The 18,463-nt window shown below is 62.6% G+C and carries 18 protein-coding genes and 1 pseudogene; 9 read left to right on the top strand and 10 right to left on the bottom strand.

Features of this window, described 5'->3' with window-relative positions:
* Positions 1–134 precede the first annotated feature (134 nt).
* From MUM_RS0128170 to hemN, 4 genes are all read left to right on the top strand, one after another.
* The gene (locus MUM_RS0128170; RefSeq protein ID WP_010176383.1) at positions 135–2,585 is read left to right on the top strand and encodes a heavy metal translocating P-type ATPase; all 2,451 of its coding nucleotides are present in this window, start codon (positions 135–137) and stop codon (positions 2,583–2,585) included.
* Positions 2,586–2,607: 22 nt separating this feature from the next.
* Entirely contained in the window at positions 2,608–2,826 is a 219-nt protein-coding gene (gene ccoS, locus MUM_RS0128175) for a cbb3-type cytochrome oxidase assembly protein CcoS (protein WP_003219033.1), read from the top strand.
* The gene (locus tag MUM_RS0128180) at positions 2,819–3,502 is read left to right on the top strand and encodes a sulfite exporter TauE/SafE family protein (RefSeq protein ID WP_010176384.1); all 684 of its coding nucleotides are present in this window, start codon (positions 2,819–2,821) and stop codon (positions 3,500–3,502) included. Before ccoS ends, MUM_RS0128180 begins: the two co-directional genes overlap by 8 nt.
* 103 nt (positions 3,503–3,605) lie before the next feature.
* Positions 3,606–4,988, top strand: a complete 1,383-nt coding sequence (gene hemN, locus MUM_RS0128185) for an oxygen-independent coproporphyrinogen III oxidase (RefSeq protein ID WP_010176385.1) — start codon at positions 3,606–3,608, stop codon at positions 4,986–4,988.
* 7 nt (positions 4,989–4,995) lie between these two features.
* Here hemN and MUM_RS0128190 read toward each other — a convergent pair whose 3' ends face one another.
* Positions 4,996–5,472, bottom strand: coding sequence for a hypothetical protein (locus MUM_RS0128190; RefSeq protein ID WP_010176386.1), 477 nt, complete (start codon positions 5,470–5,472; stop codon positions 4,996–4,998).
* A gap of 154 nt (positions 5,473–5,626) precedes the next feature.
* On the opposite strand from MUM_RS0128190, the gene fnr reads away from it, so the two are divergent.
* Together fnr and MUM_RS0128200 are read left to right on the top strand one after the other, a co-directional pair.
* Entirely contained in the window at positions 5,627–6,361 is a 735-nt protein-coding gene (gene fnr, locus MUM_RS0128195; RefSeq protein WP_003219044.1) for a fumarate/nitrate reduction transcriptional regulator Fnr, read from the top strand.
* Positions 6,362–6,441: 80 nt separating this feature from the next.
* Positions 6,442–6,990, top strand: coding sequence for an adenine phosphoribosyltransferase (locus tag MUM_RS0128200; protein WP_010176387.1), 549 nt, complete (start codon positions 6,442–6,444; stop codon positions 6,988–6,990).
* 6 nt (positions 6,991–6,996) lie between these two features.
* On the opposite strand, the gene MUM_RS0128205 is transcribed toward MUM_RS0128200, so the two are convergent.
* The 5 genes from MUM_RS0128205 to dnaX all read right to left on the bottom strand — a co-directional run bounded on the left by MUM_RS0128205 (position 6,997) and on the right by dnaX (position 12,622).
* Positions 6,997–8,145: an acyl-CoA dehydrogenase family protein gene (locus tag MUM_RS0128205; protein ID WP_010176388.1), complete on the bottom strand. Its 1,149-nt coding sequence runs from the start codon at positions 8,143–8,145 to the stop codon at positions 6,997–6,999.
* A 201-nt stretch (positions 8,146–8,346) separates the two neighbouring features.
* Positions 8,347–8,949: a recombination mediator RecR gene (gene recR / locus MUM_RS0128210; protein ID WP_003219049.1), complete on the bottom strand. Its 603-nt coding sequence runs from the start codon at positions 8,947–8,949 to the stop codon at positions 8,347–8,349.
* A gap of 65 nt (positions 8,950–9,014) precedes the next feature.
* Positions 9,015–10,049 carry an NADP-dependent oxidoreductase gene (locus tag MUM_RS0128215; RefSeq protein WP_010176389.1) on the bottom strand — a complete coding sequence of 345 codons (1,035 nt, stop codon included), beginning with the start codon at positions 10,047–10,049 and terminating at the stop codon, positions 9,015–9,017.
* 139 nt (positions 10,050–10,188) lie between these two features.
* Entirely contained in the window at positions 10,189–10,527 is a 339-nt protein-coding gene (locus MUM_RS0128220) for a YbaB/EbfC family nucleoid-associated protein (RefSeq protein ID WP_003193199.1), read from the bottom strand.
* Positions 10,528–10,570: 43 nt separating this feature from the next.
* Positions 10,571–12,622: a DNA polymerase III subunit gamma/tau gene (gene dnaX / locus MUM_RS0128225; RefSeq protein WP_010176390.1), complete on the bottom strand. Its 2,052-nt coding sequence runs from the start codon at positions 12,620–12,622 to the stop codon at positions 10,571–10,573.
* A 133-nt stretch (positions 12,623–12,755) separates the two neighbouring features.
* Between dnaX and MUM_RS0128230 the strand changes: the two genes are divergently transcribed.
* Positions 12,756–13,505 (top strand): substrate-binding periplasmic protein, encoded by a 750-nt coding sequence (locus MUM_RS0128230; RefSeq protein WP_010176391.1) that lies wholly within the window; start codon positions 12,756–12,758, stop codon positions 13,503–13,505.
* Between the two features lie 137 nt (positions 13,506–13,642).
* On the opposite strand, the gene MUM_RS0128235 is transcribed toward MUM_RS0128230, so the two are convergent.
* From MUM_RS0128235 to MUM_RS1000000135115, 3 genes and pseudogenes are all read right to left on the bottom strand, one after another.
* A complete protein-coding gene (locus MUM_RS0128235) occupies positions 13,643–15,334 on the bottom strand; it encodes a putative bifunctional diguanylate cyclase/phosphodiesterase (RefSeq protein ID WP_010176392.1) in 1,692 nt (563 codons plus the stop codon).
* 18 nt (positions 15,335–15,352) lie between these two features.
* On the bottom strand, positions 15,353–16,462 hold the full coding sequence (locus tag MUM_RS0128240) for a methyl-accepting chemotaxis protein (RefSeq protein WP_443216253.1): 1,110 nt from the start codon (positions 16,460–16,462) through the stop codon (positions 15,353–15,355).
* Positions 16,463–16,591: 129 nt separating this feature from the next.
* A pseudogene (locus tag MUM_RS1000000135115) lies at positions 16,592–17,068 on the bottom strand (PAS domain-containing protein); the annotation flags it as partial.
* A gap of 310 nt (positions 17,069–17,378) precedes the next feature.
* Here MUM_RS1000000135115 and MUM_RS0128250 point away from each other — a divergent pair.
* Both MUM_RS0128250 and MUM_RS1000000133660 read left to right on the top strand, forming a co-directional pair.
* Positions 17,379–17,693 carry a helix-turn-helix domain-containing protein gene (locus tag MUM_RS0128250; RefSeq protein ID WP_003219061.1) on the top strand — a complete coding sequence of 105 codons (315 nt, stop codon included), beginning with the start codon at positions 17,379–17,381 and terminating at the stop codon, positions 17,691–17,693.
* A gap of 147 nt (positions 17,694–17,840) precedes the next feature.
* A complete protein-coding gene (locus tag MUM_RS1000000133660; RefSeq protein WP_081480144.1) occupies positions 17,841–18,212 on the top strand; it encodes a VOC family protein in 372 nt (123 codons plus the stop codon).
* On the opposite strand, the gene MUM_RS0128260 is transcribed toward MUM_RS1000000133660, so the two are convergent.
* Positions 18,126–18,463 (bottom strand): DMT family transporter (locus MUM_RS0128260; protein ID WP_010176396.1); only part of this gene is annotated, 338 nt, incomplete at its 5' end. The genes MUM_RS1000000133660 and MUM_RS0128260 overlap by 87 nt on opposite strands.

Here is an 18,463-nt window from a genome sequence, read left to right on the forward strand (position 1 = left end):
ACCGTACCTGTTCGATCGTTCCCACGCTCTGCGTGGGAATGCAGCCCGTGACGCTCCGCGTCACAAGAGCGGACGCGGAGCGTCCAGCGAGGCGTTCCCACGCAGAGCGTGGGAACGATCATCGGAACTGAGCCATGACCACCCCAACCCCTTGCTACCACTGCGCACTGCCCGTTCCCCTCGGCAGCCGGTTCATTGCCGTGATCCTCGGCGAGCCCCGCGAACTGTGCTGCCCGGGCTGCCAGGCGGTGGCCGAGGCGATTGTCGCCGGTGGCCTGGAAAGCTACTACCAGCACCGCAGCGAAGCCTCAGCCAACCCCGAGGCGCTGCCGGTGCAACTGGTGGACGAGCTGGCGCTGTATGACCGTGCGGATGTGCAAAAACCCTTCGTACGCCACGACGGCGATCTGTCGGAAGCCACCCTGTTGATGGAAGGCATCAGTTGCGCCGCCTGTGGCTGGCTGATCGAAAAACACCTGCGCAGCCTGCCCGCCGTGGCCGAGGCGCGACTGAACCTGTCCAACCATCGCCTGCACGTGCGCTGGGCCGACGGGCAATTGCCGCTGAGCCAACTGCTCGGCGAGTTGCGCCACATCGGCTACGCCGCCCACCCGTACCAAGCCGACCGCGCCGCCGAACAGCTGGCCAGCGAAAACCGCCTGGCCTTGCGCCAATTGGGCGTGGCCGGGCTGCTGTGGTTCCAGGCGATGATGGCGACGATGGCCACGTGGCCGGAATTCAATATCGACCTGAGCCCGGAGCTGCACGTGATCCTGCGCTGGGTCGCGATGTTTCTCACCACACCGATCGTGTTCTACAGCTGCGCGCCGTTCTTCAAGGGCGCGATGCGCGACCTGCGTACCCGCCACCTGACCATGGATGTTTCGGTGTCCCTGGCCATTGGTGGTGCCTACCTGGCCGGAATCTGGACCGCCATCACCGGCACCGGAGAACTGTATTTCGATGCGGTCGGCATGTTTGCCCTGTTCCTGCTCGCCGGGCGTTACCTGGAGCGCCGCGCCCGGGAACGCACGGCGGCGGCCACCGCACAGTTGGTTAACCTGCTGCCGGCCTCGTGCCTGCGCATGAGTGCCGATGGCCAGAGTGAACGCATCCTGCTCAGCGAGCTCGCCATGGGTGATCGGGTTCTGGTACACCCGGGCGCGGTACTGCCGGCAGACGGCATCATCCTCGACGGCCAGTCGAGCATCGACGAATCCCTGCTGACCGGCGAGTACCTGCCGCAACCACGACAGGTCGGCGATGCAGTCACCGCCGGCACGCTCAATGTGGAAGGCGCGCTGACCGTCGAAGTCCGCGCGTTGGGCCACGACACGCGCCTGTCGGCCATCGTGCGCCTGCTGGAACGGGCCCAGGTGGAAAAACCCCGGCTGGCGGAAATCGCCGACCGCGCCGCTCAATGGTTCCTGCTGTGCTCGTTGATCGCGGCCGCAGTCATCGGGCTGGCGTGGTGGGAGCTGGATTCATCGCGAGCCTTCTGGATTGTCCTGGCGATGCTGGTTGCAACCTGCCCTTGCGCCCTGTCCCTGGCCACGCCCACCGCCCTGACGGCGGCCACCGGCACCCTGCACAAACTCGGCTTGCTGCTGACCCGGGGCCACGTGTTGGAAGGCCTGAACCAGATCGACACGGTGATCTTCGACAAGACCGGCACCCTCACTGAAGGCCGCCTGGCTTTGCGCGCGATTCGTCCGCTGGGCGTGCTGGGCAGCGACGAATGCCTGAGCCTTGCCGCCGCGCTGGAACAACGTTCCGAACACCCGATCGCCCGCGCATTCGGCCGTGCCCCCTTGGCGGCAGATGAAGTGCTCAGCACACCCGGCCTGGGCCTGGAAGGGCGCGTCGGCGAACGCCAGCTGCGCATTGGCCAGCCGGGTTTTGTCTGTGAACTGAGTGGTTGTGCCCTCCCCGACTCGCCAAAGGACGCCGGCCAATGGCTGCTGCTGGGCGACACCCAAGGTGCCCTGGCCTGGTTTGTCCTGGACGACCGCCTGCGCAGTGACGCGCCCGCCTTGCTCGCGGCCTGCAAAGCCCGGGGCTGGCGCACGTTGCTGCTGTCGGGCGACAGCTCGCCGATGGTCGCCAGTGTCGCTGCGGAACTGGGCATCGATGAAGCCCACGGCGGCCTGCGCCCCGACGACAAGCTGCACATGCTGCAACAACTGCACAAGGAAGGTCGCAAGGTGCTGATGCTCGGCGATGGCGTCAACGACGTGCCGGTGCTGGCCGCTGCCGATATCAGCGTGGCCATGGGCTCGGCCACCGACCTGGCCAAGACCAGCGCCGACGCGGTGCTGCTGTCGAACCGCCTCGACGCCCTGGTACAAGCCTTTACCCTGGCCCGGCGCACCCGTCGGGTAATCATTGAAAACCTGCTGTGGGCCGGGCTGTACAATGGACTGATGTTGCCGTTTGCCGCCCTCGGCTGGGTCACCCCGATCTGGGCGGCGATCGGCATGTCCCTCAGTTCGTTGACCGTGGTGCTCAACGCCCTGCGCCTGACTCGCATGCCGAGCACGCCAGCCGCGAGCCCCGCCCCCGTAACCCGTCCGCTGCCGGCTTGAGCCGCGCGGGCATGGAGTGCAGATGCCAGCTCTTTACGTGATGATCCCGGCGGCACTGTTGATCGTGGCCATCGCCATTTACATCTTCTTCTGGGCGGTGGACAGCGGCCAGTACGACGATTTGGACGGCCCGGCCCACAGCGTGCTGTTCGACGACCAGGACCCGAATCACCTGGCCGCCGTCGATGAAGCCAACGGCCCCGAGCAACCGCCCAAGCCCAAAGACCCTCCCCATGCTTGAACTGGCGCCCCTGCTGGTCTCGGCGGTGATCCTCGGCCTGCTGGGCGGCGGCCATTGCCTGGGCATGTGCGGCGGCCTGATGGGCGCGCTGACCCTGGCAATACCCAAGGAGCAACGCAGTCGGCGCTTTCGCCTGCTGCTGGCCTACAACCTGGGACGCATCCTCAGCTACGCCACCGCCGGCCTGTTGATCGGCCTGGCCGGCTGGGCGGTGGCCAACAGCCCGGCCGCGATGTTCATGCGCATCCTCGCCGGCCTGCTGCTGATCTGCATGGGCTTGTACCTGGCCGGCTGGTGGAGCGGCCTGACCCGCATCGAAAGCCTCGGGCGCGGCCTGTGGCGCCATATCCAGCCGGTTGCCAACCGTTTGTTGCCGGTGTCCAGCCTGCCCCGGGCCTTGCTGCTGGGCGCGCTCTGGGGCTGGTTGCCGTGCGGCCTGGTCTACAGCACCCTGCTGTGGGCGGCCAGCCAAGGCAATGCGCTGGACAGTGCAATGCTGATGCTCGCGTTTGGCCTTGGTACCTGGCCGGTGCTGCTGGCCACCGGCCTCGCAGCCGAGCGTGTCACCGCTCTGTTGCGCAAACGCAGCGTGCGCATGACCGGAGGCCTGCTGGTGATTGTGTTTGGCCTGTGGACACTGCCAGGCCCCCATCAGCACTGGCTAATGGGCCATTAAAAGGCCATGTGGCATAGCGCCGCTCCCCGTTGATGCAAATCAAGATGGCCCCTGCACCCAGCCCCTAGACTCGGCCCACTAGCCTATCCGGGGGAACGCCCGCATGCTCGACGCCATTCGTTGGGACACTGATCTGATTCACCGCTACGACCTGGCGGGGCCGCGCTACACCTCGTACCCCACCGCCGTACAATTCGACAGCCAGGTCGGCACTTTCGACCTGCTCCACGCCCTGCGCGACAGTCGCAAGGCCGCACGGCCCTTGTCGCTGTATGTGCATGTGCCGTTCTGCGCGAATATTTGCTACTACTGCGCCTGCAACAAGGTCATCACCAAGGACCGCGGGCGGGCCCAGGCCTACCTGCAGCGCCTGGAGCAGGAAATCCAGCTGGTGGCCTGTCACCTCGACCCGAAACAGCCGGTGGAGCAACTGCATTTTGGCGGCGGCACCCCGACCTTTCTCAGCCACGACGAACTGCGCCAGGTCATGGGCCGGCTGCGCCAGCACTTCAACCTGCTGGACGATGATTCCGGCGACTACGGGATTGAAATCGACCCGCGGGAAGCCGACTGGGCAACCATGGGCCTGCTGCGCGAGCTGGGTTTCAACCGCGTCAGCATCGGTGTGCAGGACCTGGACCCCGAAGTGCAGCGGGCCGTGAACCGCCTGCAAAGCCTGGAAGAAACCCGGGCGGTGATCGACGCCGCGCGCACCCTGCAGTTTCGTTCGATCAACATCGACCTGATCTACGGCCTGCCCAGGCAGACACCGTTGAATTTCGCCCGCACGGTGCAGGAAGTCATCAGCCTGCAACCCGACCGGCTCTCGGTGTTCAACTATGCGCACCTGCCGGAGCGTTTCATGCCCCAGCGGCGGATCAACACCGACGACCTGCCCTCCCCGGCCGAAAAGCTGCTGATGCTGCAAACCACCATCGAGCAGTTGACCCAGGCCGGCTACCGCTACATCGGCATGGACCACTTCGCCCTGCCGGACGACGAACTGGCCATCGCCCAGGAAGAAGGCACCCTGCAACGCAACTTCCAGGGCTACACCACCCACGGGCATTGCGACTTGATCGGGCTCGGGGTATCGGCGATCAGCCAGATCGGCGACCTGTACTGCCAGAACAGCAGCGACCTGAATCACTACCAGAACGCCCTCGCCGGCGCGCAACTGGCCACCAGCCGTGGGTTGTTGTGCACCACGGATGACCGGTTGCGACGGGAAGTGATTCAGCAGTTGATCTGCAATTTCAGCCTGAATTTCGAGAAGATCGAACAGGCCTTCAACATCGATTTTCGCGGCTATTTCGACGAACTCTGGCCGCAACTGGAAGCGATGACCGAGGACGGGCTGATCGAAGTCGACCCACAGGGCATCCGCGTATTACCGGCGGGACGCCTGCTGGTGCGCTCGGTGTGCATGGTGTTCGATGCCTATCTGGAGCATCAGAACCGGCAACGATTTTCGCGGGTGATCTGAACCTGTCCTACTTCGCCAGCAGGGCCATTGCTTCCAGCTGCGACTCAGGAGACTCGTCTTTCAAGGCCTTCGTCAACTGTGACTGGGCCGTCATCAAGCCGGCCTGCAATGACGCGATATCACTCTGCAAGGCAGCCACTCTGGCCTGCCTTGCCTGCGGGGTCTTGGAGGCGTCGGACATGGCAGCAGAAAGCTGAGCCATCTTCTCGGCGAGCTGCTTTCTCATCTCGCGAATCATTTTCAACAGCTGCTTGATGTTGTCTTTCAGGTTGCTGTCGTCAATGTCCTTGTTCGAGTTAGTGCTGGCCTTGGAGGCTTTCAGCCCGGCCCCCGAGATATCCACGACTAGACCTTGGGGCTTGGTGTCAGTGGCTCGATCGGTAGAAGACGATTTGTCTTTATCGTCTGCAGCGGTATCTTTTTTCGCATCAGGCACGGTTAGCGAAGAAACAATGGCAGGGTTGGTTGCGCTAATGGAAAGCATGATCTGAGCCTCCGGCTCTTGGAGTGACACCCTTGTATCGACATCGATACAACTTTCTTTATACCGCTGCTGCTTTTTTGTACACGCTGGCCTGATCGCCCCCCAGTGCGTTACCCTTACGTCTTATGTGTGTTTTCCCACAAGGATTTAAGAAATGTCCGAGCCAGTTAAACTGCGCGCTCATAGCCAGGCTCATTGCAAGGATTGCAGCCTGGCCCCCCTCTGCCTGCCACTTTCGTTGAATTTGGAAGACATGGAAGCGCTGGACGAGATCGTTAAACGCGGTCGCCCACTGAAGAAAGGCGAGTTCCTGTTTCGCCAGGGCGACAAGTTTGATTCCGTTTATGCAGTACGTTCGGGTGCGTTGAAAACCTTCAGCCTGAGCGATGGCGGCGAAGAGCAGATCACCGGTTTCCACCTGCCCAGCGAGCTGGTCGGGCTGTCGGGCATGGACACCGAGATTCACCCGGTGTCGGCCCAGGCCCTGGAAACCACCTCGGTGTGTGAAATCCCGTTCGAGCGCCTGGATGAACTGGCCCTGCAGTTGCCACAACTGCGCCGTCAGTTGATGCGCGTGATGAGCCGGGAAATCCGCGACGACCAGCAGATGATGCTGCTGTTGTCGAAGAAAACCGCCGACGAGCGGATCGCCACGTTCCTGGTCAACCTCTCCGCGCGCTTCCGTGCCCGGGGTTTCTCGGCCAACCAGTTTCGCCTGAGCATGTCGCGCAACGAAATCGGCAATTACCTGGGCCTCGCGGTGGAAACCGTGTCCCGCGTATTCACCCGCTTCCAGCAGAACGAGTTGATTGCAGCCGAGGGCAAGGAAGTGCACATCCTTGACCCGATCCAGCTCTGCGCTTTGGCTGGCGGTTCGCTCGACGGTTGACCCAGACACCTGCGGCCGCGCCAATCGGCTGGGTCGCAGGTATACTTCGAGTCCGTTTTCCGCCCCAGGACTCCTCGACGATGGTCTTCGATTCGTTCGACATCAAATCCCTGATTCGCCCAGTCATCGACTTCCCCAAGCCTGGGGTGATCTTTCGCGACATCACGCCGCTGTTCCAGTCGCCCAAGGCCTTGCGCCTGGTGGCCGATACCTTCGTTCATCGCTACGTCGAGGCCGAGTTCACGCACATTGGCGCGATGGACGCCCGGGGCTTTTTGATCGGTTCGATCATTGCCTACCAGTTGAACAAACCGCTGATCCTGTTCCGCAAGCAAGGCAAACTGCCGGCTGACGTGCTGGCCGAGGGTTATCAGACCGAGTACGGCGAAGCCTTCCTGGAAGTGCACGCCGACAGCCTGTGCGAAGGTGATTCGGTGCTGATGTTCGATGACCTGATTGCCACTGGCGGCACGCTGATCGCAGCGGCCAACCTGGCACGGCGCATGGGCGCACGGATTTTCGAAGCGGCAGCGATCATTGACCTGCCGGAGCTCGGTGGGTCCCAGCGTCTGGAAGACATGGGCATTCCTACGTTCTGCCTGACGCAGTTTGCGCTGACGGACCGTTGATCCGGGTTACAAGCCCATCTGCTTGCTGATGATTTCGTTCATCACTTCCCGAGTCCCGCCACCGATGGACAGGATGCGGTTGTCGCGATACAGCCGCTCCACCAGGTTGCCGCGCATGTAACCCTGGCCGCCGAGGATCTGCACCGCGTCGAAGGTCACGCGGTCGGCGGTATCGGTGGCGAGGTTCTTGGCCATGGAAATCTCCTTGATCACACTCTTGCCTGCGGCCATCTTGGCGGCCTGGCGGTAGGTGAATTCCCGGGAGACTTCGACCGCCGTGGCCATTTCCGCCAGGCGATGCTTGAGCACCTGGAACTTGCCAATGGGTTTACCGAACGCTTCACGCTGGGCTGCCCACTCCAGGCTTTCCTCCAGGGCCATCTGCGCCGTCATGTTGGCCATCAAGGCCAGGGCCAGCCGTTCGCTTTGGAAGTTACCCATGATGCAGGCGAAACCCATGTTTTCGGCGCCGATCAGATTGCCTACGGGTACGCGGCAATCATCGAAGAACAATTCGGCAGTGTCCGACGCCCACCAGCCCATTTTCTTCAGCGGTGTACCGGTGGTGAATCCGGGGGTGTCCTTTTCGATCAACAACAGGCTGATACCGGCAAACCCCGGCCCACCGGTGCGCACTGCCACGGTGTAGAAGTCGGCGCGCTGGCCGCTGGTGATAAAGGTTTTGCTGCCGCTGACCCGGTAATGGTCGCCGTCGCGCACAGCGCGGGTTTGCAGGTTGGCGACATCGGAGCCGCCGCCGGGCTCGGTGACGGCCAGGGCGCAGATCTTCTCGCCGCACAAGACCTGCGGTGCGACACGATCACGTACTTCAGGCCGGGCCCATTTGACGATGGGTGGCAAGCCGATATCCAGCGAGCCCAACCCCGCTACCACGCCGCCGGAGCCACAGCGCATCAGCTCTTCGCTGGCCGCGACCTTGGCGAACAGGTCACCTTCGTGGCTGCCGCCCAGGGCTTCGGGGTAACCGATGCCGAGGATCCCCGCCGCGCCAGCCTTGAGGTACAGCTCCCGGGGGAAGCTCTCGGCTTCTTCCCACTGCTCGATACCCGGCAACATCTCGCGCTCGACGAAACGTCGCACGCTGTCACGGATCAATTGGTGGCTGGGGTCGAAGTATTCCTGATAGGCAGACATCGGCAAGCTCCACGGGAAGGTGGAGCGAACTTACCAAGCGCTTGCTTGGTTATCAAGCAAGAAGAAAGACTCCTGAACACCACAAAACAAATGTGGGAGCGGGCTTACTCGCGAATGCGCTAGTTCAGTCGATACATCTGTTGACTGATACACCGCTTTCGCGAGCAAGCCCGCTCCCACATTTTTGTCCTGCGGTGGTTGTTAGAGGGCGATCGGCTTACGCCCGGCAAACGAATGCGCCAAGGTCCCGCCATCCACCAGTTCCAACTCGCCACCCAGCGGTACGCCGTGGGCGATACGCGAAGTGATCAGGCCTTTGTTGGTCAGCAACTGCGCGATGTAATGGGCTGTCGCTTCGCCTTCCACCGTTGGGTTGGTGGCCAGGATCACCTCGACAAAGGTGCCCTGCTCCTCGATCCGCGTTACCAGTTGCGGAATACCGATGGCCTCCGGCCCCAGCCCGTCCAGTGGCGACAGATGGCCCTTGAGCACAAAGTAACGCCCGCGGTAACCGGTCTGCTCCACCGCATATACGTCCATCGGCCCTTCGACCACGCACAGCAGCGTGTCGTCGCGGCGCGGGTCGGCGCATTGCGGGCAGAGTTCTTCCTCGGTCAGGGTGCGGCACTGGCGGCAGTGGCCTACACCTTCCATGGCCTGGCTCAAGGCCTGGGCCAGTCGGGAGCCGCCGCTGCGATCACGCTCCAGCAGTTGCAGCGCCATGCGCTGGGCGGTTTTCTGGCCCACGCCCGGCAAAGTACGCAGGGCGTCGATCAGTTGACGAATCAGGGGGCTGAAGCTCATGGGGAAAGGTCCGACAAAACAACGAGACGCGGTTTATACCCGCGCCCCGGATTAGCGTCAAATGCTCAATCTTGTGCGACGCGCACCACCAACTTGCCGAAGTTACGTCCCTCCAGCAAGCCGATAAAGGCTTCAGGCGCCTGCTCCAGACCTTCCACCACGTCCTCGCGGAACTTGATCTTGCCGTCCCGCACCCACGGCGCCATGGCACTGAGGAACTCCGGCTGGCGATCGCCGTAGTCATCAAACACGATAAAGCCCTGGATCCGCACACGCTTGGTCAGCAACGTGCGCTGCAGCGCAGGCAGCCGGTCAGGGCCGCTGGGGGCTTCATGGGCGTTGTAGCCGGCGATCAGGCCGCACAACGGAATGCGCGCCTTGGCATTCAGCAGCGGCACCACCGCGTCGAACACCTTGCCGCCGACATTTTCAAAGTAGATGTCGATGCCTTTGGGACAAGCCTGGGCCAGCTCCTCGGCAAAGTTGTCGCCCTTGTGATCGATGCACGCATCAAAGCCCAGCTCATCCACCACATAACGGCACTTGTCGGCGCCACCGGCCACGCCGACCACCCGCAGGCCCTTGATCTTCGCCACCTGGCCGACCACCGAGCCCACCGCACCGGAAGCCGCCGCCACCACCAGGGTTTCCCCGGACTTGGGTTGGCCGATGTCCGTGAGACCCATGTAGGCGGTCATGCCGGGCATCCCCAGCACACCCAAGGCCATGGACGGACTGGCCAGGCCCTTGGGCACCGGAATCAGGTTGCGGCCATCGGAGATGCTGTGGCTCTGCCAGCCGGTGGAGCCGACCACCAGGTCACCCACTTCAAACTTGGGATTGCGGGATTGCTCGATACGGCTGACAGCACCACCGGTCATCACCTCGTCGATTTCTACGGGTGCGGCGTAGGACGGTGCATCACTCATGCGCCCGCGCATGTACGGGTCCAGAGACAGGTAAAGGGTTTTCAGCAGGACCTGGCCCTCGGCCAGCTCCGGCAGCGCGACGCGTTCCAGGCGAAAGTTTTCCGGCACCGGTGCGCCGTGAGGGCGTGAGACCAGCACGATGCGCTGGTTGAGGGTCAATGCTTCGGTCATCAGCGAGGCTCCTTCTATCGGTGATTGAATTCAACGGTATAGGGTGCAGACAGCATTCAAGGGTTACGCGTTCGATCAGCTTACCCCCAAAAAAAATGCCAGGCACGGGGCCTGGCATTTTCAGTCGCGGGCTTGCCGGTCAGAACGGCAGCTTCATCCCCGGTGGCAGTTGCATGCCAGCGGTCACGCCGGACATTTTGTCCTGGCTGTTGGCTTCGATCTTGCGCACGGCGTCGTTGACGGCCGCGGCGAACAGCGCCTCAAGCATTTCCAGGTCATCTTCGCCAACACCCGGCAATACGCTTGGGTCGATGCTCACGCGCTTGATGTCGTGACGACCGGTCATCACGACGCTGACCATATCGCCACCGGCTTTACCGGTGACTTCGGCGTTGGCCAGTTCTTCCTGCATCTTGGCCATCTTTTCCTGCATCTGCTGCGCCTGCTTCATCAGGCCGGCCATGCCACCTTTCATCATGGGAATCACCTCAAAAGTACGTGGATCAATTATTGGCCCCGGCTTACGACGCTTGGGGAACCGGGGCTTCTACAGGTTCAATAGTATCGTGACGCACCACCGCGCCAAACTGCTCCATCATCTGCTGGATGAGCGGATCACCGTGGATCGACTCTTCAGCCTCGCGCTGGCGGTTGACCCGGCGACGGGAAGCGGCCTGGGCCGGGGTTTCCTGCTCGGGCTTGATCAGCTCGATGCTGATGGTCAGCGTGCGTCCGTGGAACTGGTTCAGGGCATCGTTGAGCCGACGCTGCTGAGTCGCGTTGAACAAGGCGCTGTGGGCCGGGTCCAGGTGCAGCAACCAATGGTCGCCATCCACGGCAATCAGCGTGCAGTTGGCGGCGATGCTGCCGGTCATGCCGGAAATCGGCAGTTTCGGGAACAACTCCAGCCATTGCAACGCCAGGCCGGTGGCCGGCATCGCTGCCGGTTCGGGTTCGGGCTCCGGGGCGGGCTCGGCGGTATGTTCGCTGGCCAGGTCGTCCAGGTAGCTGTAGGCCGAGTCCATGTCCGGCTCAATGTAGTCTTCGTCGAGCGGCGGCTCGTCGTCGAGGTCGGTGCCCGGGGTAGCGGCGTCCACTTGAGCGACGGTCGGCTCCGGCACCGGGGCCGACACCCACTCGGGAGCGTCCGGCACCACGCTGTCCGGGGTTGGCGACGGCATCGGTGTCAGTTCGGGTTGCTCGGCGGCGGTTTCCAGTACCGGCTCGACGGCAGGCTGCAGCTCGACTTCGGCTTCTACCGGGTCGTTCCACGGCAGGTCGACTTCAGGCACAGGGGCCGGCTCAACCACCGGTTCAGGCACGACCACAGTCGCTACGGGCTCGGCAACCACCGGGGCCGGCGCAGGCGGCGCAGGCGGCGAAACCACTGGCGCGACAACAGCCGGGCCAGCCACTGGTTTGGCGGAATCAACTGTGGCCTGGCTGATCCCCACTGGCTTTAGCGGCTGTCTCGGCGCATCCGCCGTGTCGGCGGGCCTGAAGGCCAGCATCCGCAGCAGGACCATTTCGAAGCCGCCGCGCGGGTCGGGTGCCAATGGCAAGTCACGTCGGCCAATCAGGCCCATCTGGTAGTAGAACTGCACATCTTCGGCCGGCAGCGCCTGGGCCAGGGCCAGCACGCGGTCGCGGTCGCCATGGCCGTTGTCGACACCTTCAGGCAAGGCCTGGGCGATAGCGACTCGGTGCAGCACGTTGAGAATTTCCGAGAGCACGCCATTCCAGTCCGGGCCTTGCTCGGACAGATGGCGCACGGCTTCAAGCAACGCCTTGGCGTCGCCCTCGATCAGCGCGTGCAGCACGTCGAACACCTGGCCGTGGTCCAGGGTGCCAAGCATCGCCCGCACATCGGCCGCCATGACTTTGCCTTCACCAAAGGCGATGGCCTGGTCGGTGAGGCTCATGGCGTCGCGCATCGAGCCGTCGGCGGCACGCCCCAACAGCCACAAGGCGTCGTCTTCGAACGGCACGTTCTCGACGCCCAGCACGTGGGTCAAATGCTCGACCACCCGCTCCGGGGTCATGTTTTTCAGGGAGAACTGCAGGCACCGCGACAAAATCGTTGCAGGAAGTTTCTGCGGGTCGGTGGTGGCCAGGATGAATTTGACGTAGGGCGGCGGCTCTTCCAGGGTTTTCAACAGCGCGTTGAACGAGTGGCTGGAGAGCATGTGCACTTCGTCGATCAGGTAGACCTTGAAGCGGCCGCGGCTCGGCGCGTACTGCACGTTGTCGAGCAGCTCGCGGGTGTCTTCGACCTTGGTGCGGCTGGCGGCGTCGATCTCGATCAGGTCGACAAAGCGCCCTTCGTCGATTTCCCGGCACACCGAGCAGGTACCGCAGGGCGTCGAGGTGATGCCGGTTTCACAGTTCAGGCACTTGGCGATGATACGGGCAATGGTGGTCTTGCCCACACCGCGGGTACCGGTGAACAGGTAGGCGTGGTGCAGCCGCTGGCTGTCCAAGGCATTGATCAGAGCCTTGAGCACATGGGTCTGGCCGACCATTTCGCGGAACGAGCGCGGACGCCATTTACGTGCAAGAACCTGATAACTCATCGAAAACCGTCGCAACTGGGAAGCGGAAGCGGGTAATGCTAGCGGAGCAAGGGGGAAATTGCATCCGGCACGCTCGTCTAATCTGACTAAGCTGGTCTAACCAAGCCTTCAAATGGCTGAAGCCGGAGAGTTTATGCGCGCAGTCCTGGGCGCCTTGTGGATGATTGCAACGGTCAGCCTGGCGGCCCCCGCACCTCTGCGTTTCTCCATTTCCGACAGCTGGACCATGCCCATGGTGCAACTCGACCAGGGCCAGCCGACCCAGGGCATTTTGTATGACGTGATGTTGAGCCTGGCCACCCAGGTCGGGCGCCCCGCGAAATTCGTGGTGCTGCCCCGTGCGCGCATCGACACCGCCATGGAGCGCGGGGACGTTGATGTGCGCTGCTACGTGACGCCGGCGTGGCTGAACAACCTGTCGGGCGACTACACCTGGAGCCTCCCGCTGATGGTGCAACGCAATGTGTTGGTCGCCGCGCAGGTGCCACCGCTGTCAGTGCGCCTGGACAGTCTGGCGTCGCAACACATCGGCACGGTGCTCGGCTATAGCTACCCGACCCTGGAACCACGCTTCGCCAGGGGCCAGCTCAGCCGCGAGGACAGCCGCAGTGAGGAGCAGGTGTTGCAGAAGCTCGCGGCCGGGCGTTTCAACTATGCGGTGAGCAATGAATGGATCCTCGACCGCTTTAACCAGCAATTACCGCCCACACAGCGCCTGCACACAGTGGCCGTGATCGAAGAACAAAGCCTGGGCTGTTACGTGCGCAACGACCCGCAGGTGCCCGGGCAACAGATCCTGCGCACGTTGCTGCGGATGAAAATGTCCGGCGAGATCGATGAAATCATCCAGCTGTACACCGGGAACAGCGCCCCCGCCCCTTAAGGTCATCTGATTTACTCTGTGGCGAGGGAGCTTGCTCCCGCTGGAGTGCGCAGCGCGCCCAAAGATCTTGGGGCCGCTACGCAGCCCAGCGGGAGCAAGCTCCCTCGCCACTGCAAGCTCCCTCGCCACAGTAAACATCACTCGAGCTTTTGCCACTGCAGCGGCGGCGCAAACCCTTCAACCCAACCCGGCACCTCCACCGCCGGCATCGGACGGGCGATGAAATAGCCCTGGGCCACTTCGCAACCCATGCGCATCAATAGCTGCCCGTGCTCCAGGGTCTCCAGGCCCTCGGCGATCACTTCGCGGCCAAACGCCCGGGCGAGGCCGATCACGGCCTTGGTCAGCGCCAGGTCGTCCTTGTCGTGCAGGATGTCGCGCACGAACGACTTGTCGATCTTGATGGTCTGGGTCGGCAGCCGCTTGAGGTAGCTGAGGGACGAATAGCCGGTGCCAAAATCATCCAGGGAAAACTGCACACCCAGGGCCTGGCAGGCTTCCAGGTGCTGGGTGACGCGCTGGATATTGTCGATGGCCACCGACTCGGCGATCTCCAGGTCCAGCCGGTGCGGCTCCACCTGCGGATAGTGCGCCAGCAAGTCTTGCAGCCGCTCGACAAAATCCTCGCGCTGGAAATGCCGCGCCGCGATATTCACGCTCACCGACCACCAGTGCCCATGTACCTGCCACTGGTGCATCTGCCCCAACACCTGGTCAATCACCCATTCGCCGATGTCGACAATCAGGTCGGTCTGCTCGATCAGCGGCAGGAAGTCCCCCGGCGTCACCAGGCCACGCTCGGGGTGCTGCCAGCGCAATAGCGCTTCAAACCCCACCACCGTGCCGCAGCGCAAGTTGACCTTGGGCTGGTAGTGCAGGCACAACTGCCCCGCCGCCAGGGCCTGGCGAATCTGCTCCACCGTCTGGTGGCTGGCTTTGACCTCTTGCTCCAGGGACACATCAAACAACTGGTAACGGTTGCGCCCGCTCTGCTTGGCCACGTACATCGCCTGGTCGGCGTGACGCAGCAAGGTGTCGGCGTCTTCGTCATCCAGGGGAAACAGCGTGACGCCGATGCTGGCGAACACGTTCAGCTCGGCACCCTGGATCGAGTACGGCTCGGAAATCGCCTTGAGGATGCGCAGCAAGGCACCGTTGAGCTCATCGATATCACGCACGTAACGCAGGATCAGCACAAACTCATCACCGGCGAGCCGCGCGACCACGTCCTCGCCGCGAATAATCTCCCGCAGCCGCGTAGCCACCTCCACCAACAGCAAATCGCCACAGGCATGCCCATACCCGTCGTTGACCGCCTTGAAGCCGTCCAGGTCGAGCATGCACAGCGCCAGCGGGATGTCTTCGTTACGGGAGAATTCCAGGGACTGGTTAAGCAACTCGGACAGGTAGGCACGGTTCGGCAAGCCGGTCAGCACGTCGTGGCCGACCCGCCATTGCAGGGTGTGCAGCAGTTGACGCTTTTCGCTGACATCAAAGCGGATCGACACGTACTTCTGCACGCGGCCGGTCTGCTCATCGAGCAGCGGCACCATGGTGCTGTCGACCCAATACAATGTCCCATCCTTGGCCCGGTTGCAGATTTCCCCACGCCACACCCGGCCTTCGCTGATGGCCTGCCACATGCCCTGGAAAAACGCCGCAGGGTGCAGCCCGGAACTGAGGATCCGGTGGTTTTGCCCCAGCAACTCGTCACGCCCGTAACCGGACATGCCGCAGAACTGGTCATTGACGTAAGTGATGCAGCCCGCCAGGTCAGTCTCGGAGAAAATGGCGGCTGCATCCACGGCCCTGCGGTATTTCTCGTCCATGAGTCAGGCTCACTGTGGCTAGCGGTTGAACCGCTCGACCAGGGCGCGCAACCCGGAAGAGATGCTTTCGAGTTCCCGGCCACGGGTGACTGCAGCGTTGGCATTGCCCGCTGTCTTTTGCACCGTGGCGGCGACGTTATTGATCTGGTGTGACACTTCCTCGGCGACGTGGGATTGTTCCTGTGAGGCAGCAGCCATTTGCTGACTCATGTCGGTAATACGTTCCACCGCGTGGCGAATGCCTTGCAGCGCCTGTTGCGCCTCAAGCACGTGCTGCACGCCCTGCTCGGCTTCGTGAATGCCCAGGCTTGCAATCTCGACCGCCTCATCGGCACCGGCCCGCAGGTTCTGGATGATGCCCTGGATCTGCTGGGTCGACTCCCGCGTCTTGCCCGCCAGTGCACGCACCTCATCGGCCACCACCGCAAAGCCGCGGCCTTGCTCACCGGCGCGGGCCGCTTCAATGGCCGCGTTGAGCGCCAGCAAGTTGGTCTGGTCGGCGATCGCCTGGATCATGCTCGCAGCCACCTGGATCTGCTGGGTCTGCCCGGCCAGGTTGCCCACCGCCTGGTTGATCTGGGTGACGGTGCCGGCCAGCAGCTGGATCGCCTCGCGGGAAGTACCGGCCACCTGGCTGCCCTGTTCGGCGAGGGTGTTGGCGGTGTGGGCTTCGCTGGCGGTTTGTTGCACGTGCACCGCCACTTCGGCGATGGACGCGGCCATCTCGGTCATGGCGGCGGCGGTCATGTCGGTTTCGGCGCGTTGTTCCAGCAGCGCCGATTCGGTGGTGCTCGACAGCACACTGGAGTGGGCGGCGGCTTCGGCCATCTGGTTGGCCAGGTCGCTGAGTCGGGTAAGCGCGGTTTTCAGCCGCGCCTCTTCGCTGATCAGGATCATCTCCAGCTGCGCGGTCGGGCCCAGGGCGTCGCTGTAGGTCATGGCGCTGATGGGGTCGGAAAAGGTATTGGGCGTGTTCTGCACAATCCGCTTGAGCTGCAGTCCCAGTCGTTGATGCCCCCAGATGCCTACGCCGAGAAACAAACCGGCAGTCAACGCCTGGGCCCACACACCTGGAGCCCATTGGAAGGCGGCGAGGCTGGCCACGGCGGCCACCAATGGCAAGGCCATGGCCCGGGCCACCGATGCCAGGCGCCGGGTGGGCGAGACCGCCGCACCACCGGCCTGCAAACGTGCGTACAGCGCCTCTGCGCGCCGCACCTGTTCGCGGGTGGGCTTGACCCGCACCGACTCGTAGCCGGTCAGGCGCCCGTCTTCGAGAATCGGCGTCACATAGGCGCTGACCCAATAATAGTTGCCGTTCTTGCAGCGGTTCTTCACCACGCCCATCCAGCTCTGCCCGGCCTTGAGGTAGCTCCACATCAGCTGGAACACGGCGGGCGGCATGTCGGGGTGGCGCACCAGGTTGTGGGTGCTGCCGATCAGCTCGGCCTGGGTAAAGCCGCTCATGGCGGCAAACTCGGCGTTGCAGTAGGTAATGTGGCTGTTGACGTCAGTCGCGGAAATTAGCCGTTGCTGCTCCCCAAAAGTCTGTTCAACAGCAGTGACCGGCAAATTGAGACGCACGTTAAAGCTCCATGGACAGCATTCGATCGCTCTCTGGACCACCGGGTAGGCAGGACAGGTGGATTCGTATTTCCAGTCGGGCTGCGCCGTCGATCGGCTGGTTGGCCGCAAAGGTACGCAAACCCACGATTTTGCACAGCAATTCACCATCCATTCAGTGATGATCAACTAGGCTTTAATTCGGGTATCCGGCACGTGAGGCGCAATGATGCGTGGCACTGACGAGCGACATTTCGGTCCCTGCCAAGCGTCCGTTTTAGGGGCACATTTATGAGAGTAAGGAGAAAGCAATGATTTCCTGTTTCATAAACCTGCCTTCTGAAACGAGACCACCAAATACTTGTCCTAGATGCCGATTCTACGAATTACATCACATTTTGCAAGAAAAGGTGATGGTACGTGCGGTTGTCTAATTTTAAGATTTATCGTTAAGTTCTTGATTCTAAATGGGAATTGAGCGATGCACATTTCAAGTTTGGGTCCGGCCATCAGACGTTACCGCAAGGTCGCAGGGCTTACTCAGGCTGAACTAGGTGAAAAAACCGGTTTTGACCCTAAAACCATCAGCCGCTTCGAAACCGGCACCTATACACCCAGCGTCGAGGCTCTGTTCTTGTTCGCAGAGGCGCTGGGAGTGAAGCTGAAAGTCTTTTTCGCAGACCTGGTCGACGAGGAGGAACAGCGCGCTTATCTGTTCGGTGTCATTCATAAAGCCACCCCGAAGGATCTGGGAAAGCTGATCGCAGCGGTAGACCAGGCCTTGTCCAAGCCTTAGAGCTCGTAACACAAGTGCACGCAATAAAAAGAGCAGACAGCGAGACTGTCTGCTCTTTGCTGGATGACTCCTGACATGAACTGACAGGACAGCCCCTTAGACTAGGGACTGAGCCGCGCCATTGCTGCGCCATACCAGGGAGTCATCATGAATAGCATTGCCCATTACTTTTTGTTGTACGTCGACAGCCCGGCCACCAGTGCCAACCTCTATAGCCGCCTGCTGGACAAGCCGCCCGTGGAACTGGGGCCGACCTTTGCCCTGTTCATCCTCGACAACGGCGTAAAGCTCGGCCTGTGGTCGCGCCACACCGTCGAGCCCGCAGCCCAGGCCACGGTCGGCGGTGGCGAGGTGGGATTCTGCGTGGTGGATGTGGCAACGGTCGATGAACTGCACGCGCGCTGGGCGGACCTGGGGCTGAGCATCATCCAGTCACCGGTCGAGGCGGACTTCGGCTACACCTTTGTCGCCCAGGATCCCGACGGTCACCGTCTGCGGGTGTTCACCGTGAACCCGTAGCGGCTTGCGGCGCCAGCGCCCTTCCAGGCTGATGGCGCCGACACTGGCCAGCACGATCAGGCCACCCAGCACCACGCGCAGCGAAACCTGCTCGCCCAGCAACGTGGCGGCCATCACCATCGCCACGGGTGGCACCAGGTACAACGCCACCGAAGCGCGGCTGACCTCGACATGCCGCAACACATAGGCCCACGCCAGGTAAGCCATGGCGCTGGGGAACACGCCGAGCAACAACACCGCTAAATCGGCTT

Source organism: Pseudomonas sp. PAMC 25886 (assembly GCF_000242655.1).
Lineage (GTDB): Bacteria > Pseudomonadota > Gammaproteobacteria > Pseudomonadales > Pseudomonadaceae > Aquipseudomonas.